Origin of the sequence: Streptomyces sp. RK62 (assembly GCF_018070255.1) — a bacterium.
GTDB lineage: Bacteria > Actinomycetota > Actinomycetes > Streptomycetales > Streptomycetaceae > Streptomyces > Streptomyces nigra.
Genome location: NZ_JAGPYD010000014.1, coordinates 123,609 through 148,045, shown reverse-complemented (window position 1 = coordinate 148,045; position 24,437 = coordinate 123,609). Strand labels below are relative to the sequence as shown.

Below are 24,437 nucleotides of genomic sequence, written 5' to 3'. Positions count from 1 at the left end.
TGAAGCGTACCGGGCCTCACTTCTCGAACCGATAGCCCATCCCCGGCTCGGTGACGAAGTGCTTGGGGTGCGAGGGGTCCGCCTCGAGCTTTCTGCGCAGCTGGGCCATGTAGACCCGCAGATAGTTGGTCTCCGTCCCGTACGACGGCCCCCAGACCTCGCGCAGCAGCTGTTTCTGGCCGACGAGCTTCCCGGTGTTGCGGACCAGCACCTCCAGCAGGTGCCATTCGGTGGGGGTGAGCCGTACGTCACGCCCGCCGCGGTGGACCTTCTTCGCGGCGAGGTCGACGGTGAACTCGTCGGTCTCCACGATCACCTCGCCCTCGCCGGCCCCGGTGGGCTCGGCACGGCGGACGGCGGCCCGCAGCCGGGCCAGCAGCTCGTCCATGCCGAACGGCTTGGTGACGTAGTCGTCGGCGCCCGCGTCCAGCGCCTCGACCTTCTCGTCGGAGGAGTGCCGGGCGGAGAGCACCAGGATGGGCACCCGGGTCCAGCCGCGCAGTCCGCGGATGACCTCGACGCCGTCCATGTCGGGCAGGCCGAGGTCGAGGACGACGACGTCGGGGTGACGGGCGGCGGCGATGTCGAGGGCGGTGGCCCCGTCGTGGGCGGCGTCGACCTCGTAGTGGCGGGCCTTGAGGTTGATCACGAGGGCGCGCACGAGCTGCGGCTCGTCGTCCACCACGAGCACCCGGGTCATGTGGTCTGCCTTTCGGGTCGTACGTCTGATCCGGCGGGGCCGGGCTGTGCTCCGGCGGCCCGCAGCGTCAGCACCATGGTGAGGCCCCCGCCGGGGGTGTCCTCGGCGCCGAGCGTGCCGTTCATCGCCTCGGCGAAGCCCCGGGCGACCGCGAGGCCGAGTCCGACGCCGGCGCCGCGCGGGGCGTCGCCGTACCGCTGGAAGGGCTCGAAGATGCGCTCCTTGGCGGCGTCCGGGACTCCGGGGCCCCGGTCGACCACCCGGACCTCGACCCGGTCGGCGAGGGCGCTGGCGGCCACCAGGACCCTGCTGTCGCGGGGGCTGTACTTGACGGCGTTCTCGACGAGGTTGGCCACCGACCGCTCCAGCAGCCCGGGGTCGACGGCGACCATGGGGAGCGTCTCCGGGACGTCGAGGTCGACGCTGCCCTCGGGCACCCCGCCCAGCGCCGCCGGCACCACCTCGTCGAGGTCGATCTCCCTGATCAGCGGGGTGACGGTGCCGGTCTGGAGCCGGGACATGTCCAGCAGGTTCCCGACGAGGTGGTCGAGCCGGTCGGCGCCCTCCTCGATGCCGGCCAGCAGTTCGGCCTCGTCCTCGGGCGACCAGGCCACGTCGTCGGAGCGCAGCGAGGACACCGCCGCCTTGATGCCGGCGAGCGGGGTGCGCAGATCGTGGCTGACGGCGGCGAGGAGCGCGGTGCGGATGCGGTTGCCCTCGGCGAGTTGCCCGGCCCGGTCGGCCTCGTGCCGGAGCCGGCGGCGGTCCAGGGCGACGGCGGACTGCGCGGCGAAGGCGGCCAGGACGCGCCGGTCCTCGGCGGGCAGCACCCGGCCGGTCAGGGCGAGCGCCATGTGGTCGCCGACGGGGACGTCGACGTCGGCGTCCTCGGGGCGGGCCGGGGCCGGTCCCGCGCCGACGCGGCCCGCGCAGGTCCAGGGGGCGAGGTCGTCGGTGCGTTCGAGCAGGGCCGCGGACTCCATGCCGAAGGTCTCCCGGACCCGTTCCAGCAGGTCCTCAGGGCCGGTTTCGCCGCGCAGCACGCCGCCCGCGAGGAAGGACAGGATCTCGGACTCGGCGCGCAGCCGGGCCGCCTGGTGGGTGCGGCGGGCGGCGAGGTCGACCACGGAGGCGACCGCGACGGCGACGCACACGAAGACCAGCAGGGCGAGCAGGTTCTTGGGGTCGGCGATCGAGACGCGGTGCAGTGGCGGGGTGAAGAACCAGTTGAGCAGCAGGGAGCCGAGGGCCGCGGAGGCGAGGGCCGGGGCGAGCCCGCCGACGAGGGCCGCCGCCACGGTCAGCGTGAGGAACAGCAGCATGTCGTTGGCGAGGCCCAGTTCGGCGTCGACGTGCGACAGCAGCAGGGTGAGCAGCGCCGGCCCGCCGACCGCGATCAGCCAGCCCCACAGGATGCGCCAGCGGCCCAGCCGGGCGCCCCGGGCGGCGGGCAGTCCGCGCCCCTTGGCGACCTCGTCGTGCGTGACGATGTGCACGTCGAGGTCGGGTCCCGAGTCCCGGGCGACGGTGGCGCCGACGCCGGGTCCGAGGATGTACTGCCAGGTCCTGCGGCGGGACGAGCCGAGGACTATCTGGGTGGCGTTGGCGCCGCGCGCGAAGGCCAGGAGGGCCGCGGGGACGTCGTCGCCGACGACGTGGTGGAAGGTGCCGCCGAGGTCCTCGACGAGGGTCCGCTGGACGGCCAGTTCCTGCGGGGAGGCGGAGGTGAGGCCGTCGCTGCGGGCGATGTAGACGGCCAGCACCTCGCCGCCCGCGCCCTTCTCGGCCAGCCGCACCGCGCGCCGGATCAGCGTCCGCCCCTCGGGGCCGCCGGTCAGTCCGACCACGATCCGCTCCCGGGAGCCCCAGATCGCGGACACGTGGTGCTCGGCGCGGTACTGCTGGAGGTGGGCGTCGACGCGGTCGGCGACCCAGAGCAGGGCGAGTTCGCGCAGCGCGGTGAGGTTGCCGGGCCGGAAGTAGTGGGACAGGGCGGCGTCGACCTTGTCGGGCCGGTAGATGTTGCCGTGCGCCATGCGCCGCCGCAGCGCCTCGGGCGACATGTCGACGAGTTCGATCTGGTCGGCGCGGCGCACCACCTCGTCGGGCACGGTCTCCCGCTGCCGTACGCCGGTGATGGACTCGACGACGTCGCCCAGTGACTCCAGGTGCTGGATGTTGACGGTCGAGACGACGTCGATGCCGGCGGCGAGCAGTTCCTCGACGTCCTGCCAGCGCTTGGCGTTGCGGGAGCCGGGGACGTTGGTGTGGGCGAGCTCGTCGACTAGCGCGACTTGTGGGCGGCGGGCGAGGACGGCGTCGACGTCCATCTCCGTGAAGGTCCCGCCCCGGTGCTCCAGCCGCCGGCGCTCCACCTGCTCCAGGCCGTGCAGCAGCGCCTCGGTGCGGGGCCGGTCGTGGTGCTCGACGAAGGCGACCACGCAGTCCGTGCCCCGCTCGACGCGGCGGTGCGCCTCGGCGAGCATGGCGTACGTCTTGCCGACGCCCGGTGCCGCACCGAGGTGGATCCGAAGCCTGCCGCGTCCCATGGCGTCGACATTACGACGCGGGAACGCGACAAATGGGGCGGGGTGAGACGGCGGCGGCGTCCTTGACGCAACCCTGACGCCACCGCCGCCACCCGTGGGGGGTGGTCAGGCCGGGTTGTCGCCGTGGGTGAGCGTCTCCCAGGCGACGAAGAGGTTGTCGGTGCCGGAGGGGCGGTTGCGCGCGTTCAGCGCGGCGGTGTTGGTCATGGCGTGGCCGAGCCGGTTGGCCAGGGCGTTGTGCCCGACCTCGGTGACGGGTCCGAGGCCGAGGTGGAGCGACCCGCCGCACAGCCAGCTGGGCACGGCCGCCCCGAGTTCGTACTTGGCCTGGAAGCCGAGCGCGTGCCGCAGCCGCTCGCCGACGTCGGTGCCGTACAGGTCCTGGCCCTGGATGCGGCTGGTCTCGGCGATGTGGGAGATCGCGGAGATGCCGTATCCGGTGTGGGTGAGGTCGCGGCAGGTCTCCTGGGTGAGGCCGGTGACGAAGGTGCCCTGCCCCTGCCAGTAGTTGACGATCTTGTCGCGGGTGTTCAGGTTCTGGCTGGGCACCGTCTTCGGCAGGTCGCCGTCGGAGGCGAGGTAGACGTAGGCGGCGGTGCGGGTGCGGAACTTCGCCATGGCCTTGTCGTAGGAGGCCTTGTCCTCCAGGAAGACGGAGATGCCGACGGCGGCCTCCATCATCGACAGCTCCCAGTTCCCGTTGGAGTTCGAGCCGTTGATGATCTCGGGCAGGTAGACGGTGCGCAGCATGGTGGCGAACCGCCCGGAGTTCGCCCAGCCGCCGCCGTAGGTGTACTTGATGATCTCGGCGGCCTTGGGCCAGGAGGAGCCGGCCCAGCCGGTCTGCAGGGGCGCGTTGCTGTTGGTGTGGTCCCTGATCACGGCGGACCAGGCGTCCATGAGCTCGATGGCCTTGCGGGCGTGCCGTTCGTCGCGGGTGACGTACCAGGCGAGGGCCTGGGTGTAGGCGGCGATGGCGTCCTCGCGCTCGTCGGTGCAGCCGTTGTTGGGGTTCGAGTACGAGCCGCACTCGACGACTGCGCGGGGCTTGGGGGCGCGGTTCAGATCGGCGTACTTGCTCGCCGTCATCCGGTCGAAGGCGCCCTTCCAGGGCTGGGCCCCGGAGTTGACCTTGGACCGGGCGAAGTCCAGCTGGGCCTGGGAGACGGTGACTCCGGGGTGGGCGAAGGCGGCGGGGGCGGCTCCGGCGGGCCGGGCGAGGGCGGTGGCGAGCAGGGCCGCGGCGACGGTGAGGAGGGCGGTTCTGCGCATACGTGGGGGGCCTTCCGTTCTCGTATGTGAACGCGAAGCGCCTTTATGAACAGAGGCGCTGGGCCGAGACGGTAGGTACGGACCAATGAGCCGTCAAGGGTTCACGCACGAGAAAGGGCCGTACCCCGTCGGGGTACGGCCCTCGATGTGCTGTGGCTCAGCGGACCTCGGTGATCTCCGGTCCGCGCTGGAGCTGCCCCATGCCGCCGGAGAAGCGCGAACCGGCCTCCTCCTGCTGGACCCCTTCGGGGACCATCTGGGCGTCGTCGGGCAGCTTGAGGACGATCGGGTCGCGCGGGGCCATCGGGCCCTCGCCTCGGACCACGACCGTGTCCCGGAAGATCTGCTCGAGCAGGCCGGCCGCCTGCGGCTGCACCGCGCCCTGGCCCGAGATCACCCCGCGCAGGAACCAGCGGGGGCCGTCCACGCCGACGAACCGCACGACCTGGAAACCACCCGTGCCGTCCGGCAGCTGCACCGGCACCTGGGCCCGCAGCTCCCAGCCGAGCGGGCCCTCGACCTCGTCGACGATGCCACCCTGCTGGGTGATGCCCGAGCCGATCTCCTCGCGCACCTCGCCCCAGATGCCCTCGCGCTTGGGGGCGGCGAAGGCCTGCAGCTGAATGGCGCTGTCGCGCAGCACGACGGTCGCCGCGACGATGGCGTCGCCCGCGACCTCCACCCGCAGCTCCATGCCGTCGACGCCCGGTACGAACAGGCCGCCCAGGTCCACCCGGCCCTCGCCGGGGTCCCTTACCTCGGAGCTGTCCCACGGCCCGTCGGGGCGCGGTTCCGGCTCGAGCCGTACGCGCTCGCGCGTGCCGTCGTCGTCCGCCTCAGTGTCGATGTCGACGACCTGCTCGGGCTCGCCGGCCGCGTCCTCGGCGGCACCCTTCTTCTTGCGACGTCCGAACACGTCACTGTCCTTCCCGGTCGGATACGACCGAAGCGTATCGATTCCCACCCGTAGCGCCGCCAACGGCGGCCCCATCGCCTGTATCGCTTGTGGCGCTTTCGCCGCCCACCTCGGCATGACCGCCGGTGGACCCGAAGCCCCCCTCGGCCCGTGCCGAATCGGGAAGCTCCGCCACCTCCTGGAAGCGAACCCTCTCGACCTGCTGGACAACCAGTTGGGCAATCCGGTCGAAGCGCTCGAACCGCACGGACTCGCGCGGGTCGAGATTCACCACGATCACCTTGATCTCCCCACGGTACCCGGCATCAACCGTCCCCGGGGCATTCACGAGGGCGACACCGAGGCGGGCGGCCAGCCCGGAACGGGGGTGCACGAACGCCGCGTAGCCCTCGGGCAGGGCGATGGACACCCCGGTGGGCAGCACGGCCCGCTCCCCCGGCTTCAGCTCGCGGCTCTCGGTGGTCCGCAGGTCGGCCCCCGCGTCCCCGGGGTGCGCATACGTCGGAAGCGGTACGTCCGGATCGACGCGCCGGATGAGGACGTCCAGGGGCGCCCGGCTCACGGGTTCACCTCGAAGGCACGGGCCCGGCGCACCTGGTCCGGGTCGTTCATCGCGGCCTGGATCTCCTCCGGGCGCCCGTTGTCGATGAAGTGGTCGACCTTGACCTCGATGAAGAGGGCGTCGGCGCGGACCGCAACGGGGCCGTCGGGCCCGCCGATCCGCCCGGTGGCGGTGGAGTAGATCTTGCGGCCGGCGACCGCCGTCACCTCCGCCTCCAGGTGCAGGACCGTGCCGACCGGCACCGGCCGTACGAAGTCGGTCTCCAGGCGTCCGGTCACCGCGATCGTGCGCAGCAGCCAGTTCAGCGAGCCGAGGGTCTCGTCGAGGGCGGTCGCGAGGACGCCGCCGTGCGCGAGGCCGGGCGCGCCCTGGTGCGCGGGCTGCACGGTGAACTCGGCGGTGATGCTGACGCCGTCCCCCGCCCGGGCCTCCAGGTGCAGTCCGTGGGGCTGCTCGCCGCCGCAGCCGAAACACTCGCCGTAGTGCGCGCCCAGGAGCTCGCCGGGCGCGGGAGCCTCCGGGTGCCGTACGGGTTTCACGGCGTCGGCCGGAGGCTGAAGAGCTGGGGAAGTACCTCTCACAGCCGCAGACCTTACCCGCGCGTCGGCCGTGCCCCGACACCGTGCCAAGCTTGGATCCATGCAGCTCTCCGCCGCCCCGTACGAAGAACGCCTCACCGCCCCGCGCTCCTGGTGGCTGGTCTCGTTCCTGGTGGGGCTCTCGCTGGCCCTGATCCTGCTGCCGTTCGGCACCCTGCCGATGCTCGTCGGCCTGGTCGGCGGCACCGCCGCGGCGGCGGTCGCCGCCAGTTCGTACGGCTCGGTCCGCATCCGTGTGGTGGGCGACTCGCTGGTCGCCGGTGACGCGCGCATCCCGCTGACGGCACTGGGCGAGGCCGAGGTCCTGGACGCCGAGGAGGCGCGCGCCTGGCGGACGCACAAGGCCGACACCCGCGCCTTCCTGCTGCTGCGCTCCTACATCCCGACCGCCCTGCGGGTCGAGGTCACCGACCCCGAGGACCCGACGCCGTACCTGTATCTGTCGACGCGGGAGCCGGAGCGGCTGGCGGAGGCGATCCGGTCGGCCAAGGCCGCCGCGTAGGGAGCCCGCCGCGGCGTCTCAGGCGCCGCCGTCCAGCCCCTTGTGGCCGTGTTCGGGCAGGATCTCGTCCAGGTCGAGGGGCTGCTCCGGCCGCTCCAGCGGGGGCAGCTTCTCCAGTTCCTCCCAGGGCACCTGGACCTTGCGCAGGTCGGCGCGGATGCGCGCCGCGAGTTTCCTGGTGTCCCGGCGGTTCATGAAGGCGCCCACGGCGGCGCCGACCATGAAGGGCATCAGGTTCGGCAGGTTGCGCACCATGCGCTTCATGATCTGCTGGCGCAGTTCGCGTTTCATCTGCCCGCCCAGCGCCGCGTTGATCGTCACGGGCTTGAGGGGGTCGATGCCGCGTTCCTCGGTCCACGAGGAGAGATACGCGGTGCTGCGCTCCCGGAGGTTGCCGGGCGGGCGTACGCCGTAGACCTCGTGCAGTTCGGCGATGAGCTTCAGCTCGATCGCGGCCACGCCGGTGATCTCGGCGGCCAGTTCGGTCGGCATCGCGGGCGGCACCGGCAGCATCGCCGCGGCACCGACGCCCGCCCCGACCGTGGAGCTGGCGTTCGCGGCGCCCGCCACGAGCTTGTCCGCGATCTGGTCGGGCCCGAGGCCCGGGAACTGGCGGCGCAGCGTCGCGAGGTCGCGTACGGGGATGCGCGGGGCGAAATCGATGATGCGGTCGGCGAGGTACCCGAGGCCGGCTCTGGCGCGGCTGCCGCCCTTGCGGACGCCCTGTGCGGCCCTTGAGCGCACCGCGGCGGCCCGTCGCCGGGTCGCGGGAGCCCGCACCGGGGCGGGCACAGCCACGTCGGACGCCGAATCGAGCGAGGCTCCCTGGTCGGGTGAGCCCCGCTCGTCGTCACGCGCGCCGTGCGGACCGTCGGACGGCCCGGGGTCCGCTCCCCGAAGGAAGCGGCGCTTCCGAGGAGGGGTCGAGCCGGTCATGCCCGACCCGTCCTCAGTCGCAGTCGCGGCAGATCGGCTGGCCGTTCTTCTCGCGGGCCAGCTGGCTGCGGTGGTGCACCAGGAAGCAGCTCATGCAGGTGAACTCGTCCTGCTGCTTGGGCAGCACCCGGACGGCCAGCTCTTCGTTCGAGAGGTCCGCGCCGGGCAGTTCGAGGCCTTCCGCGGCCTCGAACTCGTCGACGTCCACTGCGGAGGTCGACTTGTCGTTACGCCTGGCCTTGAGCTCTTCAAGGCTGTCCGAGTCGACGTCGTCGTCGGTCTTGCGTGGGGTGTCGTAATCCGTTGCCATGTCGCTCTCCCCCTCTGGGTGTCTGCGGTGTCTCCAGCGCACGTAACGCGTGAGAGGCCGGACTTGTGCCCGACCCGAGGCGGAGATTTTGCCTCACATCAAGGTCTGTTACTCAATCGACACCCAACCGGACTCCTCAAGAGTGATCGGCTTGGATGGCGAACGGGACCGTACACGGTCCGAATGCCGCAGTTCAAAGGCATCTCACCGTGTACTTCCCGTGATCAGGACCCCCGAAAACCCGGATTTTCCCGGCTTTCCGACCGGTCACATGATCACGGACAGTAGATGGCTGGAAAATCGCCCTTGTGATCGATCACACACGAGTTCCCTTCCACGGCGTTGTGAAAATTCCGCGCAAAGCGAACAAGTGCGTGGAGTGGCGTGTGTCGGGCCACATGCTCTCAGACCGGGAACGTCACCCGCATCACGAGACCACCTCCTTCGCGCGGCTCGGCCGCGATATGGCCGCCGTGCGCCCGGGCCACGGACCGCACGATGGACAGTCCGAGGCCGACGCCCTTGTCGCTGCCGGTGCGCTCGGTGCGCAGCCGCCGGAAGGGCTCGAAGAGGTTGTCGATCTCGTACGCCGGCACCACCGGCCCGGTGTTCGTCACGACGAGCACCGCCTGCCCGTGCTGGACGTCCGTGGTGACCTCCACCCAGCCGCCCTCCGGCACGTTGTACCGGACGGCGTTCTGCACGAGGTTCAGCGCGATCCGCTCCAGCAGTACGCCGTTGCCCTGTATGACCGCGGGTCTCCGCTCGCCCTGGATCGTCACGCCCTTGGCGTCGGCCTCTGTGTGCACCTGGTCGACGGCCTGCTCGGCCACCTCCGCGAGGTCCACGGGCTTGCGCTCGATGATCTGGTTCTCGCTGCGGGCGAGCAGCAGCAGGCCCTCCACGAGCTGTTCGCTGCGCTCGTTGGTGGCCAGCAGCGTCTTGCCGAGCTGCTGGAGCTCCACGGGGGCGCCCGGGTCCGAGAGGTGGACCTCCAGGAGCGTCCGGTTGATCGCGAGCGGGGTGCGCAGCTCGTGCGAGGCGTTGCCGACGAAGCGCTGCTGGGCCGTGAAGGCCCGCTGGAGCCGCTCCAGCATCTCGTCGAAGGTGTCGGCGAGTTCCTTGAGCTCGTCGTCCGGGCCGTCCAGCTCGATCCGGCGGGACAGGTCCGAGCCGGCCACCGCGCGCGCGGTGCGGGTGATCCGGCCGAGCGGCGACAGGACGCGGCCGGCCATGGCGTAGCCGAACGCGAAGGCGATCACGGCGAGGCCCAGCAGGGCCAGCAGGGAGCGGCTGAGGAGGTTGTCCAGGGCGGCCTTGCGCTCGTGGTCCATGCACGCGTTGATCGCGTCGTTGAACTCGGCGAGGGACAGATCGCTGGTGGCGATCCCCGGGCAGTTGTTGCTGGTGACCTTGAGGCTCTGGAACTGGACGATCTTGAACAGCGGTTCGTTGCCGGTGCGCAGCGCCTGGGCGGCCAGCAGATAGATGATCGACAGCAGCAGGATGCCGGCGATCAGGAACATGCCGCCGTACAGCAGGGTGAGCCGTATGCGGATCGTCGGGCGCAGCCAGGGGAAGGGCTGGTCCGGCTTGCGCGGGTCCCAGGTCGGCTTGGGGGGCGTGGCGGGCGGTGCGGGTGTCGCTGCCATCGCCGGTCAGATCCGGTAGCCGGAGCCGGGCACGGTGACGATCACCGGCGGCTCACCGAGTTTGCGGCGCAGGGTCATGACGGTCACCCGCACGACGTTCGTGAACGGGTCGGTGTTCTCGTCCCACGCCTTCTCCAGCAGCTGCTCGGCGGAGACGACGGCTCCCTCGCTGCGCATCAGCACCTCCAGGACGGCGAACTCCTTCGGCGCGAGCTGCACCTCCTTGCCGTCGCGGAAGACCTCGCGGCGGTTGGGGTCCAGCTTGATGCCGGCGCGCTCCAGGACGGGCGGCAGCGGCACGCTGGTGCGGCGGCCGAGGGCCCGGACGCGCGCGATCAGCTCGCTGAAGGCGAAGGGCTTGGGAAGGTAGTCGTCGGCGCCGATCTCCAGGCCCTCGACCCGGTCGCTGACGTCGCCGGAGGCCGTCAGCATCAGCACGCGCGTGGGCATGCCGAGTTCGACGATCTTGCGGCAGACGTCGTCGCCGTGCACCAGGGGGAGGTCGCGGTCGAGGACGACCACGTCGTAGTCGTTGACGCCGATGCGCTCCAGGGCGGCCGCACCGTCGTACACGACGTCGACGGCCATGGCCTCCCGGCGCAGTCCGGTGGCCACCGCATCGGCGAGCAGCTGCTCGTCCTCGACGACGAGTACGCGCACGTCGCTTGTCCTTCCTGTGTCCACCCGCGTAGCGCGCTCGGCGCGCGCGGGCAGGGGTGTGGTCGGGTCCGTAGGCCTCCATCCTGCCCTTTTCGGCCATAAGTCGGCGGTAAGACGGGTGAGGGGGCCGGGGGCGGGCGGGAAACCCCAGGCGAAGGGCGCCGGCGCGGGAATGCCGGAATTTCCGCGCGGGTTGAGGTTTCCGAGGAAGACGGCAGGGGGAGGACGGCATGTACACCCCGCGATCACGCTCTGCTTGTGCCGCACCACGTGCGGTACGGGATGATCCGCTTCCGCAGAGTGGTGGTGGGTGTCCGGCACCGTCGCCGCCCGGCTCGGGCAGCGCTGGGCATCTACTGGAGACGTGATCGCCCCTTCCGACGGCACACCCCCGTGCCACCGACCCACCGACCCAGGACGAGGGGGCGCAGCATGGACGCTTTCACCGCAGGACTTCTGCAGCGCATAAAGGCGACCGAGTCCGATCTGACGCGGGCTCGTGACGAGGGCGACGACTTCCTCGTCGAGGTCGAGCAGGGCGAGCTCGACGACCTGCGCCGCCTCGCGGCCGAACACGGCGTCGAGGTCGGCGCGACCACCGTCTGACCGCTTGCGCTACACACGAGGGCCCCGGTGAATCCAGCACCGGGGCCCTCGCGCGTGCGGACGACCGTTCAGTCGTGCCAGGCGCCGAAGTCCTCCAGGAGGCGCTGGAGGGGCTCGAAGACCCCGGGGGTGGCGGCCACCGTCAGATCGCGTGAGGGGCGCTCACCGGGGCGGCCACCGGTCACCGCGCCCGCCTCCCGGGCGATGAGGTCGCCCGCCGCGACGTCCCAGGCGTTCAGGCCGCGCTCGTAGTAGCCGTCCAGGCGGCCCGCGGCGAGGTCGCACAGGTCGATCGCGGCCGAGCCGGAGCGCCGGATGTCCCGCAGCAGCGGGATCAGCCGCCGGGCCACCTCGGCCTGATGGGTGCGGACCTCGCTCACGTAGTTGAAGCCGGTCGACACCAGGGCCTGGTCGAGCGGTGCCGTGGGACGGCAGGCGAGCCGGCGCTCGCCCTCCCACGGGCCGGTCGCCCAGGCGCCCCCGCCGCGCACGGCGTAGTACGTCTCGCCGCGCATCGGCGCCGCGACCACCCCGGCCACGGTCTCGCCGTCCCGCTCGGCGGCGATGGACACCGACCAGGTGGGCAGGCCGTAGAGGTAGTTGACCGTGCCGTCCAGGGGGTCGATCACCCAGCGGACGCCGCTGGTGCCCTCGGTGGCGGCGCCCTCCTCGCCGAGGAAGCCGTCCTGCGGGCGCCGGCCGGAGATCACGTCGGTGATCAGCTTCTCCGCCGCGATGTCCATCTCGGTGACCACGTCGATCGGGCTGGACTTGGTCGCCGCGACGGCCAGGTCGGCCGGGCGCCCGTCGCGCAGCAGGTCACCGGCGCGGCGGGCGGCCTCGCGGGCCAGGGCGAGCAGGTCCGAGGGCGGGGCGTCGGTCACGGGGCTCCTCATGCGTAGGGGCTGTCGGCACCGGCCGCCGCGGGCCGGGGTGTGCGGGCCGGGCAGCAGCCGACCGGGCACACCTGGTGGCTGGGGCCGAGGCTGCCGAGGGCGCAGGGCCTGACCTCCTCGGCCCGCTCGACGGCGGCCCGCTCCAGGACGAGGTCGCGCACGGCGGCGGCGAAGCGCGGGTCGTCGCCGACGGTGGCCGAGCGCCGCATCGGCAGCCCCAGCTCCTCGGCCTTCGCCTCGGCCTCGGTGTCGAGGTCGTACAGGACCTCCATGTGGTCGGAGACGAAGCCGATGGGGGCGATCACGACCGCCGGGACGCCGGCCGCGTGCCGCTCCTCCAGGTGGTCGCAGATGTCGGGCTCCAGCCACGGGATGTGCGGGGCGCCGGAGCGCGACTGGTAGACGAGCTGCCAGGGGTGGTCGCGGCCGGTGCGCTCGCGGACCGCCTCGGCGATCGTGCGGGCGACGTCCAGGTGCTGGGTGACGTACGCGCCGCCGTCGCCGTGGGCCTCGACCGGGCCGGAGGTGTCGGCCGCGGAGAGCGGGATCGAGTGGGTCGAGAAGGCGATGTGGGCGCCCGCGCGGGCCTCCTCGGGGAGGTCGGCCAGCGACGCGAGCACGCCGTCGATCATGGGCTCGAGGAAGCCGGGGTGGTTGAAGTAGTGCCGCAGCTTGTCGATCCGCGGGAGCTCCAGGCCCTCCGCCTCCAGGGCGGCCAGCGCGTCGGCGAGGTTCTCCCGGTACTGGCGGCAGCCCGAGTAGGAGGCGTAGGCGCTGGTGGCGAGGACCAGGATGCGACGGTGGCCGTCGGCGACCATCTCGCGCAGGGTGTCCGTCAGATACGGGGCCCAGTTGCGGTTGCCCCAGTAGACGGGCAGGTCCAGTCCGTGGTCGGCGAAGTCCTTGCGCAGGGCGTCCAGCAGGGCGCGGTTCTGCGCGTTGATGGGGCTGACGCCGCCGAACCGGAAGTAGTGCTCGCCGACCTCCTTCAGACGTTCCTTGGGGATGCCCCGGCCGCGGGTGACGTTCTCCAGGAAGGGGATCACGTCGTCCGGGCCCTCGGGGCCGCCGAAGGAGAGCAGGAGCAGGGCGTCGTAGGGGCTGGCATCACGCACGTCTGGCATGGGTCGATCCTGTCATCCGGTACCGACAGCGGGGCAGCCGACCGGGTGCCCTGATCAGCCGGACGAGTACGTTAGGGTCACCTAACTCGCACGTGGTGGCGGATGTCCGTACAGCGTGTCGAGCCTTTTCCGTCCGCCGAGCCGCCGCCGTCCGCTGCTCCCGCCCGCCCGGAGTCCGCCGTGCCGAGCCCCTATCGCGCGCTGTTCGCCGCTTCCGGCAGCAAGCGCTTCACCGCCGCGGGCCTGCTCGGGCGGATGCCGCTGTCGATGATGGGCATCGGCGTGGTGACGATGGTGTCCCAGCTGACCGGCCGGTACGGGCTGGCGGGCGCCCTGGCGGCGACCATCGCGCTCTCCGCCGCCGTGGCCGGGCCCCAGGTCTCCCGGCTGGTCGACCGGTACGGGCAGCGGCGGGTGCTGCGCCCGGCCACCCTGGTCTCGCTGCTCGCCGCCGCCCTGCTGCTGCTCGCGGCGCACTACGCCTGGCCGGACCCGGTGCTGTTCGCCGCGTGCGTCGGCATCGGCTGTGTGCCCAGCGTCGGCGCGATGGTCCGGGCCCGCTGGGCGGCGCTGTACCGGGGGACGCCACAGCTGCACACCGCGTACTCGTTCGAGTCGGTGATCGACGAGGTGTGCTTCATCTTCGGGCCGATCATCTCCATCGGGCTGTCCACGGCGTGGTTCCCCGAGGCCGGGCCGCTCCTGGCCTGCTGCTTCCTCGCCGTCGGCGTCCTCTGGCTGACCGCGCAGCGGGTCACCGAGCCCGCGCCGCACCCGCGCGAGCGCCAGGGCGGGCGCACCGCTCTCGCCGCGCCGGGGCTGCAGGTCCTCGTGGCCACCTTCGTGGCGACGGGCGCCGTCTTCGGCGCCGTCGACGTGGTCACCGTCGCCTTCGCCGACGAGCAGGGGCACAAGGGCGCCGCGAGCGTGGTCCTCGCGCTGTACGCGGCCGGCTCCTGCGGGGCGGGCCTGGTCTTCGGGCTGCTGCGCTTCAAGGGGGCGCCCGAACCTCGCTGGCTGCTGGGCATATGCGCGATGGCCGTGAGTATGATCCCCCTCCTACTGGTCGGGAACCTGCCGTTTCTGGCCGTGGCGCTGTTCGTCGCCGGCATGGCCGTCGCTCCCACGATGATCACCACCATGTCGCTGATCGAGCAGCACGTACCACGCGCGCAACTGACCGAGGGCATGACCTGGGTGAGCACCGGGCTGGCGGTCGGGGTCGCGCTCGGTTCGTCCGTGGCCGGCTGGGTGATCGACGCCGCCGGAGCGGACGCCGGGTACGTGGTCCCGGCGGTGTCCGGGGCGGCCGCGGTCGCGGTCGGTTTCCTGGGGTACCGCCGGCTCAGCAGGCCGGCGCCGCGTCGGGGAGGCACCGTTGGTCAGCACGGCGAGCGCGAAGAACGGCACGTGGCGTAACTGGGGCGGCAATGTGGCGGCGCGGCCCGCGCGGGAGGTCGAACCGGCGTCCGTGGAGGAGCTGTCGCGGGCGATACGCCGGGCCGCCGAGGACGGCCTGAAGGTGAAGGCGGTCGGCAGCGGCCACTCCTTCACCTCCATAGCGGCCACCGACGGCGTGCTGATACGTCCGCAACTGCTGACCGGCATCCGCCGTATCGACCGCGAGGCCATGACGGTCACCGTGGAGGCCGGCACCCCGCTCAAGCGGCTCAACATGGCGCTGGCGCGCGAGGGTCTGTCCCTCGCCAACATGGGCGACATCATGGAGCAGACGGTCTCCGGCGCCACCAGCACCGGCACCCATGGCACCGGCCGCGAGTCGGGTTCGATCGCCGCCCAGATCAAGGGACTGGAACTGGTCACGGCCGACGGCTCGGTCCTGACCTGCTCCGCGACCGAGAACCCGGACGTCTTCGCGGCGGCCCGGATCGGCCTCGGCGCGCTCGGCGTCGTCACCGCGATCACGTTCGCCGTGGAACCGGTCTTCCTGCTCCAGGCGCGCGAGGAGCCCATGCCGTTCGACCGGGTGCTCGCCGAGTTCGACGAACTGTGGGCCGAGAACGAGCACTTCGAGTTCTACTGGTTCCCTCACACCGGCAACACCAACACCAAGCGCAACAACCGCAGCGCGGGCCCCGAGCAGCCGGTGTCCCGGCTGAAGGGCTGGTTCGAGGACGAGTTCCTCTCCAACGGCGTCTTCCAGGCGGCCCAGTGGGCGGGCCGCGCGGTGCCCGCCACGATCCCCGCGATCGCCCGGATCTCCAGTACGGCCCTGTCGGCACGGACGTACACGGACATCCCCTACAAGGTCTTCACATCGCCGCGCCGGGTCCGCTTCGTGGAGATGGAGTACGCCGTCCCGCGCACGGCCGTCGTGGAGACGCTGCGCGAACTGAAGGCCATGGTCGACGGCTCGGGGATGCGGATCAGCTTCCCCGTCGAGGTGCGCACGGCGCCGGCCGACGACATCACGCTGTCCACGGCGTCCGGCCGCGACAGCGCGTATGTGGCGGTGCACATGGCCAAGGGCACGCCGTACCAGCGGTACTTCACCGCGGCCGAGCGGATCTTCACCGCGCACGAGGGGCGCCCGCACTGGGGCAAGGTGCACACCCGGGACGCCGAGTACTTCGCGAAGGTCTACCCGCGCTTCGGCGAGTTCATCGCGCTGCGCGACCGCCTGGACCCCGATCGCCTCTTTCAGAACGACTACCTGCGGCGGGTGTTGGGTACCTGACCCTGGTGCGTCAGTACGGCCGAAAGCCATTCGCTCCGTTTCTGCGCATTGCGTGAAGTACGCCACGCGCAAGATCCACGAACCGCTCAACGGACGGCCGATCCGGGCTTCTTGCCAGAACTTGGGCGGCGTGCCAATCCACGCACGTGGCCCAAATGGAGTACTGTTGCGAGCCCTGGGTCCGGTCTCCCGCCTGGGCGTCCGTGGCCTTCAAGGACCGCCGGGAGGGGGCTAGTTGCACAGGGTGACGGAGTTGGTCACTTAGCGTTGCGAATAGGTAACCGTGCCATAACGGCGATCCAGGGCCCCGGCCCGACACGCCGGGCAACTCGGCAAGGTTGTGGCAGGCTGCACCCGGGCAGGCCACACTCGACTAGCGGAAGCAGCGACGCACGTGACGTCGGCAGGCACCACCCGGGAGGTCCCCATGCCCGAACTGCGTGTCGTGGCCGTCTCCAATGACGGCACACGGCTGGTGCTGAAGGCTGCCGACGCGACGGAGTACACCCTTCCGATCGACGAACGCCTGCGCGCCGCCGTGCGCGGCGACCGTCCCCGCCTCGGCCAGATCGAGATCGAGGTGGAGAGCCATCTCCGCCCGCGTGACATCCAGGCGCGTATACGAGCCGGTGCGACCGCGGAAGAGGTCGCCCAGCTCGCCGGCATCCCCGTCGACCGTGTACGGCGCTTCGAGGGCCCCGTGCTCGCCGAGCGCGCCTTCATGGCCGAGCGCGCCCGCAAGACGCCCGTCCGCCGCCCCGGTGAGAACGCCGCCGGTCCGCAGCTCGGCGAGGCCGTCCAGGAGCGGCTGCTGCTGCGCGGCGCCGACAAGGACACCGTGCAGTGGGACTCGTGGCGCCGCGACGACGGCACCTGGGAAGTGCTGCTGGTCTACCTGGTGGCGGGCGAACCGCACTCGGCGAGCTGGACGTACGACCCGCCCCGGCGGCTCGTGCAGGCCGTCGACGACGAGGCGCGCTCGCTGATCGGCGAGTCCGACGACCTCGCCGCGCCCGAGCCGAGCTTCCCGTTCGTGCCGCGTATCGCCCGGCTGCCGCGGGAGCGTTCGGACCGGTCGCTGGACCGCGCGTTGGACCGTGCGCTGGAGCGGCCGAGCCTGCCCGCGCAGGCGTCCGAGCCGGCCGAGGAGATGACGGAGGAGCGGGACTCGCTGACCAGCCTGCTGGAGGCGGTGCCGAGTTTCCGCGGCGACCTGGTGGTCCCGGAGCGGCCCATCGAGCCCGACCCGGAGGAGCCGGTGGTCGAGCCGGCCGCCGAGGAGCCCCCGGCGCCCGCCGCGTCGGCCGGGTCCGCGTACGCGGACGTCCTCATGCCGCGCTCCGTCGGCAGCCATCGTGACCGTCTCATCGGGGCCACGGACCGTCAGGCCGAGGCGGACGGTGTCCGCCCGGGCCGCCGGGCCGCCGTGCCCAGCTGGGACGAGATCGTGTTCGGCACCCGGAGGAAGAAGCAGGAGTAGCGGGCGGGTACTCGTGTCTCGCTGAGCGTTCGGGGAGGGCCGCGTCGGACGGACGCGGCCCTTCCCCATGCCGCTACTAGGGGTCAGGCCTTCTCCCCGTGCCGCTACAGGGGGTCCGGGCCCACGGCCACCGGCCGGTTCGGGTCCGACGACCACTCCGACCACGAACCGACGTACAGGGCCGCCGGGATGCCGGCCACGGCGAGAGCCAGCGCCTCATGGGCCGCCGACACGCCCGAGCCGCAGTACACGCCGACATCCGTGCCCTCGACCGCGCCCAGCTCCTTGAAGCGCGCGGCGAGTTCACCGGCGGGCAGGAAGCGGCCGTCCGGGCCCACGTTCTCGCTCGTCGGCGCGGACACCGCACCCGGGATGTGCCCGCCGACCGGGTCGATCGGCTCGACCTCGCCGCGGTACCGCTCCCCCGCCCGCGCGTCCAGCAGCACACCCGACCGCGCGAGAGCCGCCGCGCCGTCGGCGTCGAGCAAGCCCGTCGGCGACGGCACCGGCTCGAAGTCGCCCTCCACCGGGGCCGGTACGGCCGTCTCGAGCGGCCCCTGCCAGGCCGGCAGCCCGCCGTCGAGGACCCGCACATCGGGGTGTCCGCTCCAGCGCAGCAGCCACCAGGCGCGGGCCGCCGCCCAGCCCTGCCCGCCGTCGTACACGACGACGGGACGCGCCGCCGACACGCCCGCCCGCCGCATCGCCCGGCCGAAATCGGCCAGGTCCGGCAGCGGGTGACGGCCGCGCGGGCCGGGCGCGGAGGCCAACTCCCGGTCCAGGTCGACGTAGACCGCGCCGGGGATGTGCCCGGCCGCGTACTCCGCCCGGCCGTCGAACGGCGGTTCGCCGTTCGCCGTGGCGAGCGTCAACTGCCAGCGGACGTCCAGCAGCACCGGCGGGGCGTCCCCCACCAGCGCAGTGGCCAGATCGGATGCGGTGATGATGGCGTTCATGCCCCCATCCTCGCGCACAGGGTGGCCGTGACGGCTCACGCCGGTTAATCTGCCCGCCGGACAGGCCCGATCACGAGGCGTACGGGATCGGGCACATGCTGTACAGCCGATCGACATCCGTCGGCCATCGCACGGCACGGACGGTACAGCGCACACCGGGCACCCTCCGCGCGCCGGCCGCCGTGCGGCGGCGCGCCCGCGACACGCGCGGCCGCGGTGGTGCGAGCATCGGCTCGGGGGTCCGGACAGCGGAAGCGACACGGCCGGTGCCAGCGGCCGAGGAGAGAGTGACGATGACCGAGGCACGGGGGTCGGCCGGCCCGAACGGCGCGACGCACGCCCGGCACGCGCCCGGCACGCCCTGCTGGGTGAGCTTGATGGCACACGCACCGGACGCCACCCAGGAGTTCTACGGAGCGCTGTTCGGCTGGGAGTTCCGGCCCGGCCCCCAGCAACTCGGACCGTATCTGCGGGCGCTGCTCGACGGGCGCGAGGTGGCCGGTATCGGCCAGTTGCCGCCCGACCGTGATCTGCCGATCGCCTGGACGCCCTATCTCGCCTCGCACGACGTCGACGCGACCGCCGAGACGGTACGGCTGTGCGGCGGCACGGTGGGTGTGGGGCCGCTGGACGCCGGTGAGGCCGGCCGCATGGCGATCTGCTCCGACCCCGCCGGGGCCGTCTTCGGCGTCTGGCAGGCCCCCGCCCACCTGGGGACGGCCGTCTCCGGCGTCCCCGGGACCCCCGCCTGGAACGAACTGCGGACCTACGAGTCCGAGAACATCGCCAAGTTCTACGCCACCGTGTTCGGTTACGAGGAGGAGCCGGCCGGCGCCGACGACCCCGACCACGTCACCCTGCTCGTCGACGGCCGCCCGGTCGCGGACATCCACGGAGACGGTGCCGCGCTTCCCCGGGACCGGGGCGCGCACTGGCTGACGTACTTCACCGTGCCGGACACCGACGCCGCCGTGGACCGGGTCGTCGGGCTCGGGGGAAGGCCGTTGGTCGCGCCCCATGACACCGCGCACGGCCGGGTGGCCACGGTGACCGATCCGGAGGGGGCGCGGTTCGCGGTGGTGGGGGCGGCGAGTTGACGGCTTTCGGTGAGCGGGGCTCCGTGACATGCGCGGCTCTTAGCGGGGCGCCGTGAAGCGGGCGTCGAGGCGGTAGCGGGACTGGACCGCGAGCGCCGCCGCCATGAGGAGGGCGGGAAGGAGCGTGAAGCCGAGCAGGATGGCGGTGTGCGCGCCGCCCGACTGGGTGACCTCCTCGCCGGCCCGCGCGGCCGCGTAGCCGCCGAGGGCGAGCGCCGCCGAGTAGAGGTAGGGACCGGCCGCCGCGCCCGTCGCCTCCGTCGCGGTCCACACGCCGGTGTAGGCGCCGGTGCGTCCGGTCTCGTCGCCGTCGGCCGCGCGGACCGTGTCCGGGACCATCGAGAACGGGAAGAGCTGAAGTCCCGCGAAGCACACGCCGAGGACGAGCGTGCACAGCACGGGGACGACCAGCCCTACCGCCTTCCCTGCCGCGAGGCCGAGCGCCCCGGCGGCGAAGAAGCCCTGGCACAGCAGCAGGCAGCGCTGTTTGCCCCAGCTCCGGGAGAGACGGAACCACAGGGGCGTGGTCAGCAGGGCGGGTGCGACGAACGCGGCCATGAGGACGGTGGTGAAGCCGGGGCGGTCGAGTTCGTGGCGTGCGTAGTAGGGCAGTCCGGCGAGGACGAGGTGGGTCGTGGTGGAGACGAGGAGGTAGCAGGAGACCAGCACGCGGAAGGGCCGGTTGCGGCGCAGGACGTCCCGTACGTGGGTGAGGGCGGGGCCGTGCCGGTCCACGGTCTTCCCGGTCGGGTCCTGCGCGGGCAGGAGGTCGCGGACGCCGCCGATGCCGACGTACTGGAAGACGACGGTGAAAGCGCCGAGGACGAGGGCCATGACGACGTACCGGCCGACCGAGTCGCCCTCCCCCGCGAGCAGCGGGGCCAGCGCGCCGCCGACGAGGATGCCGACGGTGAGGACGACCATCCGGAAGGACAGCACCCGGGTGCGGCCGTGGTAGCCGATCTCCATGTCGGTGGGGGTGGCGAGATACGGCACCTGGTACGCGGCGAACAGGGCGTTGGCGACGACGAACCAGCCGGCGACCCAGAGCGCGGCGGCCCACGGACGGTCGGCCACCGGGCCGGGTACGGCGAACAGGGCGACGAACGCGGGCGCGAGGGCGCAGCCCGCCGTCAGCAGCCGCAACCTGGTCCCCCGGCGGGCACGTTCACGGTCGGAGAGGGAGCCGACGAACGGGTGCAGAACGATGTCCACGGCCTTGGGGACGAGCAGCGCCAGACCGGCCAGCCAGGGGGTGACCCCGAGGGTGTCGGTGAGGAAGTACAGGAGCAGCAGGCCGGGGACGGTGACGTAGACGCCCATGCCGGCCGAGCCGAGCGCGTAGCGCACGAGGGCGGGGCGGGGCACGTCCGCGCCGTCCCCGGGGTCCGGCACGGCGGCGGGGGCGGGGTGTCCGGGGAGAGGGGCTTCGGATCCTGTGGCGGCGTTCATGAATCCCTCAGGTGTTGGATTGCGAGGTCTGCGGATCCTAGCCAGACTGTGCCGGATGAGGAAGAGCAGCGAGACACCCCCCGACGAGCGGCCTACTCGGCGCGGTCCCGGCCGGCCCCGCCGGGCGGAGCGGGACGGGCCGTCCACCCGTGAGCTGATCCTGCGGGAGGCGACGGAACTGTTCGCCGCGCGCGGCCCGGAGGGGACCTCGCTGCGCGACATCGCGGCGCGGGTCGGCATCGACGTGTCGAGCCTGCACCATCACTTCCCCGCCAAGGAGGCGCTGTACGACGCCTGTTTCGAGCGGGTGCACGCGGCCGAGCGGGAGGCGCTGGCCCCGCTGGTGGCGGGCCTCCGGGAGGCCGCGACGACCGGCGGGGAGCCGTTGGCGGCGGCGCTGCGGGCGCTCGCGGACGGCTTCGTGGACTTCCTGGAGGAGCATCCGCACACGACGTTCCTGTGGCTGCGCCGCTGGCTGGACCCCACGCGCGGGGCGGGCCTGGACGAGGCGTACGCGCTGCCGCTGTACGGCGAGGTGGAGCGGGCGCTGCTGGAGGCCGCGCAGGCGGGGACGGTACGGGAGACCACGCCGCACGTCACGGTGCGCAGCCTGGTGTGGGCGGCGCACGGTCATGTCACCGCGCTGGCCGCCGCGTCCCCCGCCGACCGGGAGCGCGAGCGGTACGAGTTCCGCCTCTGGGTGCGCCGCTTCCTCGACGCCCTGTACGGGCCGGGGTCTGGTGCCGGCGACGGACCTGACGTAATAATCCATCGCACGTTGGAATAACTTCGGGAACAACTCCACGGGACAGCCGCACGGGACGGCTGTACGTCCCGGGAAGGGCGCGGGCGCGATGGGCGCAGGGCTGGGCACGGCGGGACCGGGACGGGTGGCCGTCGTGGGCGGCGGCATAGCGGGGATCGCGGCCGTGAAGGCGCTGCTCCAGGCGGGCGTCGAGGTGTTCGGCGTCGAACGCGCCGACGAGCTGGGCGGATTGTGGCGGCTGTCCCCGGACACCGCGGCCTACGAGGGTCTGCGGCTCAACACGTCCAAGCCGCGCACGGAGTTCAGCGACCACCCGATGCCCGAGGAGTGGCCGGACTACCCGTCCCGCGCCCAACTCCTGTCATACGTCCAGGACTACGCCGAACGCTTCGGCGTGACCCGGCACTTCCGCACCGGCACGGAGCTGGTCGCCGCCCGGCGCACCGAGGACGGCTGGCTGCTCGAACTGACCGGTCCCGAGGGCCCGTACGAGGAGACGGTCGCGCACCTCGTGGTCGCCAACGGCCACAACCACACCCCGCGCCTGCCCGAACCGCCGTACCCCGGCACGTTCGAGGGCACCACCTCGCACGCGCACTCCTACCGCGAACCGTCCGAGTTCGCGGGCCGACGCGTGCTCGTCGTCGGCACCGGCAACTCCGCGATGGACATCGCCACGGAGTTGGTCGGACAGGCCGACGAGGTGCTGATCTCGGCCCGGCGGGGCGTGTGGGTGCTGCCGAAGCGGCTGTTCGGACGCCCGACCGACCAGTGGAACGGCGCGCTGGCGGCCGTCCTGCCGTGGCGGCTGCGCCAGCGCATCTCCCAGGGGATGCTGCGGCTTGCGGCGCGGGGCACGGAGGGCCCGGCGCTGCCGCCGTCCCCCGAGGGTGTGCTCCAGGACCACCCGACGCTGAGCGACACGGTCCCCGCGCTGGTGCGGGCCGGGCGGATCGGCGTGCGGGCGGGTGTCGAGGGGTTCGAGGGGCGCCGGGTGCGGTTCACGGACGGGCGCGAGGACGAGGTGGACCATGTGCTGTGGTGCACCGGGTACCGGGCGACCGTGCCGTTCCTCGACCCGGCGCTGGTCCCCGACCCGGCTCGCCTTCCGCTCTACCGGCATGTGTTCCCGCTGGACGAGGACGCCCTGTCCTTCGTCGGGCTGATGCAGTCGACGGGGTCGGCGCTGCCGGTGGTGGAGGCGCAGAGCCGGCTGCTCGCCGCCCACCTGACGGGACGGCTGCCCAGGCCGTCGCGGGACCGGATGCTGGCGTCGGTCGGCGGGGAGCTGCAGTCGGCGCGGGAACGCTGGGGCGACCGGCGACCGCACATGCGGATCGACGTCGACCGGTATCTGCGCCAGGTGGCGCGGGACCTGGAAGCCGTGACGACCGAGACCCCGCTGGCGGGACGACGGGTGATCGTCACGGGCGCGGCGGGCACTTTCGGCCGGGCACTCGGCGCCCGCTTCACCGGACTCGGCGCCCGGGTGGTGGGCCTGGACCTGCACGCCGACCCATCGGCGCCGGTACCGGTCGTGGCCTGCGACCTGACCGACCCGGAGTCGGTGACCAAGGGCGTGGAGGAGGCGGTACGGCTGCTGGGCGGGGGCGTGGACGTCCTGGTCAACAACGCGGGCCGCGGCGGACCGGCCCCCGCCGAACTGCGCCCGTCCGCGGAGGTCCACGCACAGCTGAACCTCAATCTGCTGGGCGCCTGGGACGTGACGGCGACGGCCCTCCCCCACCTCGAACGCTCGCGCGGCCGGGTCGTGTTCATAGCCTCGCGCATGGCGCTGCTGCCCCTGCCCCTGGCCGCCGCCTACGGAGTCTCCAAGCGAGCGCTGGCCGCGTACGCGGACACGCTGCGACTGGAGGTCGGCACTCATGTCGGCGTGACGACCGTCTATCCCAGCATGGTGCGCAGCCCGATCCACGACAGCACACGCGAGGCGGGCCTCTCCCTGGACGGGGTGTCCCGGCCGGAACCGCTGGAGGGCGTGGTGTCCGCGGTGATCGACGCGGTCACCGCCCGCCGCGCCCCACGCGACGTGGCGACGACGCGACGCGGCCGAGCGGAGATGGCCCTGTCCCGGCACGCCCCAGCCCTGGCCGACCGCATCGTCCGCCGCACGGTGGCAGCACGGGTAGCGGCAGGCGCCTTCGCCAAGGCCCCCCTGGCAGAGGGCCTGCGCCGCCGCCACGGGTAAGCACGGGGGCATTCAGACGACGTCGAACTCGTTCCCCTCGGGGTCCTGCATGGCGGTGGCGTAGAACCCGGCGTCGGGCTCGTCCTTGACACGCACCACGGTGGCACCGGCTTTCACGAGTCGTTCCACCGTGGCCCGCACCCGCTGGGCACGTAGGTCGAGCGGGACGTCACGCCCCCCACCGACCTTCAGGTCGAAGTGCCACCGGTTCTTGACGCTCTTGGGCTCCGGGACCTGCTGGAACCACACCCTCGGCCCGCGCCCCGCCGGATCGACGATCGACTCCGGAACATCCCCGGCACCGGACGGCAGTTCCTCATCGGGCACCCCCATCGCCGCCCAATAGGCACGCCAGGTGGCATGCCCCTCCGGCGGAGGCTCCGGCACATATCCCAGAGCCTCGGCCCAGAAGGCCACCATCCGCTGCGGGTCGGAACAGTCGATCGTCAGCTGCACGGTCATCGCCATCCCCGAAGCATCGCAGCCAGGTCTGAC

At 72.5% G+C, this 24,437-nt stretch carries 23 protein-coding genes; 8 read left to right on the top strand and 15 right to left on the bottom strand.

Going from position 1 to position 24,437, the window contains the following annotated elements; all coding sequences use genetic code 11:
• Positions 1-16 precede the first annotated feature (16 nt).
• The 6 genes from KBY32_RS26335 to KBY32_RS26310 all read right to left on the bottom strand — a co-directional run bounded on the left by KBY32_RS26335 (position 17) and on the right by KBY32_RS26310 (position 6,580).
• Positions 17-700, bottom strand: a complete 684-nt coding sequence (locus KBY32_RS26335) for a response regulator (protein WP_055622068.1) — start codon at positions 698-700, stop codon at positions 17-19.
• On the bottom strand, positions 697-3,249 hold the full coding sequence (locus tag KBY32_RS26330; RefSeq protein ID WP_210981874.1) for a sensor histidine kinase KdpD: 2,553 nt from the start codon (positions 3,247-3,249) through the stop codon (positions 697-699). The genes KBY32_RS26335 and KBY32_RS26330 overlap by 4 nt, the downstream gene beginning before the upstream one ends.
• Before the next feature lie 105 nt (positions 3,250-3,354).
• Positions 3,355-4,521, bottom strand: coding sequence for an alginate lyase family protein (locus tag KBY32_RS26325; RefSeq protein ID WP_115504843.1), 1,167 nt, complete (start codon positions 4,519-4,521; stop codon positions 3,355-3,357).
• A 157-nt stretch (positions 4,522-4,678) separates the two neighbouring features.
• Entirely contained in the window at positions 4,679-5,437 is a 759-nt protein-coding gene (locus KBY32_RS26320; protein WP_055622071.1) for a DUF3710 domain-containing protein, read from the bottom strand.
• 1 nt (position 5,438) lies between these two features.
• Positions 5,439-5,999 (bottom strand): dUTP diphosphatase, encoded by a 561-nt coding sequence (gene dut, locus KBY32_RS26315; RefSeq protein ID WP_210981873.1) that lies wholly within the window; start codon positions 5,997-5,999, stop codon positions 5,439-5,441.
• Positions 5,996-6,580, bottom strand: coding sequence for a PaaI family thioesterase (locus KBY32_RS26310; protein ID WP_055622073.1), 585 nt, complete (start codon positions 6,578-6,580; stop codon positions 5,996-5,998). Before KBY32_RS26310 ends, dut begins: the two co-directional genes overlap by 4 nt.
• A gap of 58 nt (positions 6,581-6,638) precedes the next feature.
• Between KBY32_RS26310 and KBY32_RS26305 the strand changes: the two genes are divergently transcribed.
• The gene (locus tag KBY32_RS26305) at positions 6,639-7,100 is read left to right on the top strand and encodes a DUF3093 domain-containing protein (protein WP_115504845.1); all 462 of its coding nucleotides are present in this window, start codon (positions 6,639-6,641) and stop codon (positions 7,098-7,100) included.
• 18 nt (positions 7,101-7,118) lie between these two features.
• Here the strand turns inward: KBY32_RS26305 and KBY32_RS26300 are convergent, their stop codons facing one another.
• The 4 genes from KBY32_RS26300 to KBY32_RS26285 form a co-directional block, all read right to left on the bottom strand.
• Positions 7,119-8,036, bottom strand: coding sequence for a hypothetical protein (locus KBY32_RS26300; protein WP_210981872.1), 918 nt, complete (start codon positions 8,034-8,036; stop codon positions 7,119-7,121).
• Positions 8,037-8,049: 13 nt separating this feature from the next.
• A complete protein-coding gene (locus KBY32_RS26295) occupies positions 8,050-8,346 on the bottom strand; it encodes a DUF4193 domain-containing protein (RefSeq protein ID WP_005481602.1) in 297 nt (98 codons plus the stop codon).
• A gap of 404 nt (positions 8,347-8,750) precedes the next feature.
• Positions 8,751-9,998: a HAMP domain-containing sensor histidine kinase gene (locus KBY32_RS26290; protein WP_210981871.1), complete on the bottom strand. Its 1,248-nt coding sequence runs from the start codon at positions 9,996-9,998 to the stop codon at positions 8,751-8,753.
• A 6-nt stretch (positions 9,999-10,004) separates the two neighbouring features.
• Positions 10,005-10,658, bottom strand: a complete 654-nt coding sequence (locus tag KBY32_RS26285) for a response regulator transcription factor (RefSeq protein ID WP_003993508.1) — start codon at positions 10,656-10,658, stop codon at positions 10,005-10,007.
• Between the two features lie 432 nt (positions 10,659-11,090).
• Between KBY32_RS26285 and KBY32_RS26280 the strand changes: the two genes are divergently transcribed.
• Positions 11,091-11,264, top strand: coding sequence for a hypothetical protein (locus KBY32_RS26280; RefSeq protein ID WP_181890214.1), 174 nt, complete (start codon positions 11,091-11,093; stop codon positions 11,262-11,264).
• A 68-nt stretch (positions 11,265-11,332) separates the two neighbouring features.
• Here the strand turns inward: KBY32_RS26280 and KBY32_RS26275 are convergent, their stop codons facing one another.
• Together KBY32_RS26275 and KBY32_RS26270 are read right to left on the bottom strand one after the other, a co-directional pair.
• The gene (locus tag KBY32_RS26275) at positions 11,333-12,148 is read right to left on the bottom strand and encodes an inositol monophosphatase family protein (protein WP_115504848.1); all 816 of its coding nucleotides are present in this window, start codon (positions 12,146-12,148) and stop codon (positions 11,333-11,335) included.
• Between the two features lie 8 nt (positions 12,149-12,156).
• A complete protein-coding gene (locus KBY32_RS26270) occupies positions 12,157-13,284 on the bottom strand; it encodes a ferrochelatase (RefSeq protein WP_210981870.1) in 1,128 nt (375 codons plus the stop codon).
• 180 nt (positions 13,285-13,464) lie between these two features.
• On the opposite strand from KBY32_RS26270, the gene KBY32_RS26265 reads away from it, so the two are divergent.
• The 3 genes from KBY32_RS26265 to sepH all read left to right on the top strand — a co-directional run bounded on the left by KBY32_RS26265 (position 13,465) and on the right by sepH (position 17,462).
• The gene (locus KBY32_RS26265) at positions 13,465-14,703 is read left to right on the top strand and encodes an MFS transporter (RefSeq protein WP_210981869.1); all 1,239 of its coding nucleotides are present in this window, start codon (positions 13,465-13,467) and stop codon (positions 14,701-14,703) included.
• Positions 14,663-15,982: a D-arabinono-1,4-lactone oxidase gene (locus KBY32_RS26260; RefSeq protein ID WP_210981868.1), complete on the top strand. Its 1,320-nt coding sequence runs from the start codon at positions 14,663-14,665 to the stop codon at positions 15,980-15,982. The genes KBY32_RS26265 and KBY32_RS26260 overlap by 41 nt, the downstream gene beginning before the upstream one ends.
• Positions 15,983-16,409: 427 nt before the next feature.
• A complete protein-coding gene (gene sepH / locus KBY32_RS26255; protein WP_055622080.1) occupies positions 16,410-17,462 on the top strand; it encodes a septation protein SepH in 1,053 nt (350 codons plus the stop codon).
• Between the two features lie 104 nt (positions 17,463-17,566).
• On the opposite strand, the gene KBY32_RS26250 is transcribed toward sepH, so the two are convergent.
• Positions 17,567-18,418, bottom strand: coding sequence for a sulfurtransferase (locus KBY32_RS26250; RefSeq protein ID WP_210981867.1), 852 nt, complete (start codon positions 18,416-18,418; stop codon positions 17,567-17,569).
• A gap of 293 nt (positions 18,419-18,711) precedes the next feature.
• On the opposite strand from KBY32_RS26250, the gene KBY32_RS26245 reads away from it, so the two are divergent.
• A complete protein-coding gene (locus tag KBY32_RS26245; protein ID WP_210981866.1) occupies positions 18,712-19,515 on the top strand; it encodes a VOC family protein in 804 nt (267 codons plus the stop codon).
• A gap of 39 nt (positions 19,516-19,554) precedes the next feature.
• Here the strand turns inward: KBY32_RS26245 and KBY32_RS26240 are convergent, their stop codons facing one another.
• The gene (locus KBY32_RS26240; protein ID WP_210981865.1) at positions 19,555-20,967 is read right to left on the bottom strand and encodes an MFS transporter; all 1,413 of its coding nucleotides are present in this window, start codon (positions 20,965-20,967) and stop codon (positions 19,555-19,557) included.
• Positions 20,968-21,022: 55 nt separating this feature from the next.
• On the opposite strand from KBY32_RS26240, the gene KBY32_RS26235 reads away from it, so the two are divergent.
• A complete protein-coding gene (locus KBY32_RS26235) occupies positions 21,023-21,754 on the top strand; it encodes a TetR/AcrR family transcriptional regulator (protein WP_115504856.1) in 732 nt (243 codons plus the stop codon).
• A 67-nt stretch (positions 21,755-21,821) separates the two neighbouring features.
• Complete coding sequence (locus KBY32_RS26230; RefSeq protein ID WP_210981864.1) at positions 21,822-23,942, top strand: SDR family NAD(P)-dependent oxidoreductase; 2,121 nt, start codon at positions 21,822-21,824, stop codon at positions 23,940-23,942.
• Positions 23,943-23,954: 12 nt separating this feature from the next.
• On the opposite strand, the gene KBY32_RS26225 is transcribed toward KBY32_RS26230, so the two are convergent.
• Positions 23,955-24,410, bottom strand: coding sequence for a VOC family protein (locus tag KBY32_RS26225; RefSeq protein WP_210981863.1), 456 nt, complete (start codon positions 24,408-24,410; stop codon positions 23,955-23,957).
• Positions 24,411-24,437 lie beyond the last annotated feature (27 nt).

What these genes read in the sequence shown, in the direction of transcription:
- KBY32_RS26335 (WP_055622068.1), bottom strand. Translation starts at nt 700, where the DNA reads ATGACCCGGGTGCTCGTGGTGGACGACGAGCCGCAGCTCGTGCGCGCC.
- KBY32_RS26330 (WP_210981874.1), bottom strand. Translation starts at nt 3,249, where the DNA reads ATGGGACGCGGCAGGCTTCGGATCCACCTCGGTGCGGCACCGGGCGTC.
- KBY32_RS26325 (WP_115504843.1), bottom strand. Translation starts at nt 4,521, where the DNA reads ATGCGCAGAACCGCCCTCCTCACCGTCGCCGCGGCCCTGCTCGCCACC.
- KBY32_RS26305 (WP_115504845.1), top strand. Translation starts at nt 6,639, where the DNA reads ATGCAGCTCTCCGCCGCCCCGTACGAAGAACGCCTCACCGCCCCGCGC.
- KBY32_RS26300 (WP_210981872.1), bottom strand. Translation starts at nt 8,036, where the DNA reads ATGACCGGCTCGACCCCTCCTCGGAAGCGCCGCTTCCTTCGGGGAGCG.
- KBY32_RS26295 (WP_005481602.1), bottom strand. Translation starts at nt 8,346, where the DNA reads ATGGCAACGGATTACGACACCCCACGCAAGACCGACGACGACGTCGAC.
- KBY32_RS26290 (WP_210981871.1), bottom strand. Translation starts at nt 9,998, where the DNA reads ATGGCAGCGACACCCGCACCGCCCGCCACGCCCCCCAAGCCGACCTGG.
- KBY32_RS26280 (WP_181890214.1), top strand. Translation starts at nt 11,091, where the DNA reads ATGGACGCTTTCACCGCAGGACTTCTGCAGCGCATAAAGGCGACCGAG.
- KBY32_RS26270 (WP_210981870.1), bottom strand. Translation starts at nt 13,284, where the DNA reads ATGCCAGACGTGCGTGATGCCAGCCCCTACGACGCCCTGCTCCTGCTC.
- sepH (WP_055622080.1), top strand. Translation starts at nt 16,410, where the DNA reads ATGCCCGAACTGCGTGTCGTGGCCGTCTCCAATGACGGCACACGGCTG.
- KBY32_RS26250 (WP_210981867.1), bottom strand. Translation starts at nt 18,418, where the DNA reads ATGAACGCCATCATCACCGCATCCGATCTGGCCACTGCGCTGGTGGGG.
- KBY32_RS26245 (WP_210981866.1), top strand. Translation starts at nt 18,712, where the DNA reads ATGACCGAGGCACGGGGGTCGGCCGGCCCGAACGGCGCGACGCACGCC.
- KBY32_RS26240 (WP_210981865.1), bottom strand. Translation starts at nt 20,967, where the DNA reads ATGAACGCCGCCACAGGATCCGAAGCCCCTCTCCCCGGACACCCCGCC.
- KBY32_RS26235 (WP_115504856.1), top strand. Translation starts at nt 21,023, where the DNA reads ATGAGGAAGAGCAGCGAGACACCCCCCGACGAGCGGCCTACTCGGCGC.
- KBY32_RS26230 (WP_210981864.1), top strand. Translation starts at nt 21,822, where the DNA reads ATGGGCGCAGGGCTGGGCACGGCGGGACCGGGACGGGTGGCCGTCGTG.
- KBY32_RS26225 (WP_210981863.1), bottom strand. Translation starts at nt 24,410, where the DNA reads ATGGCGATGACCGTGCAGCTGACGATCGACTGTTCCGACCCGCAGCGG.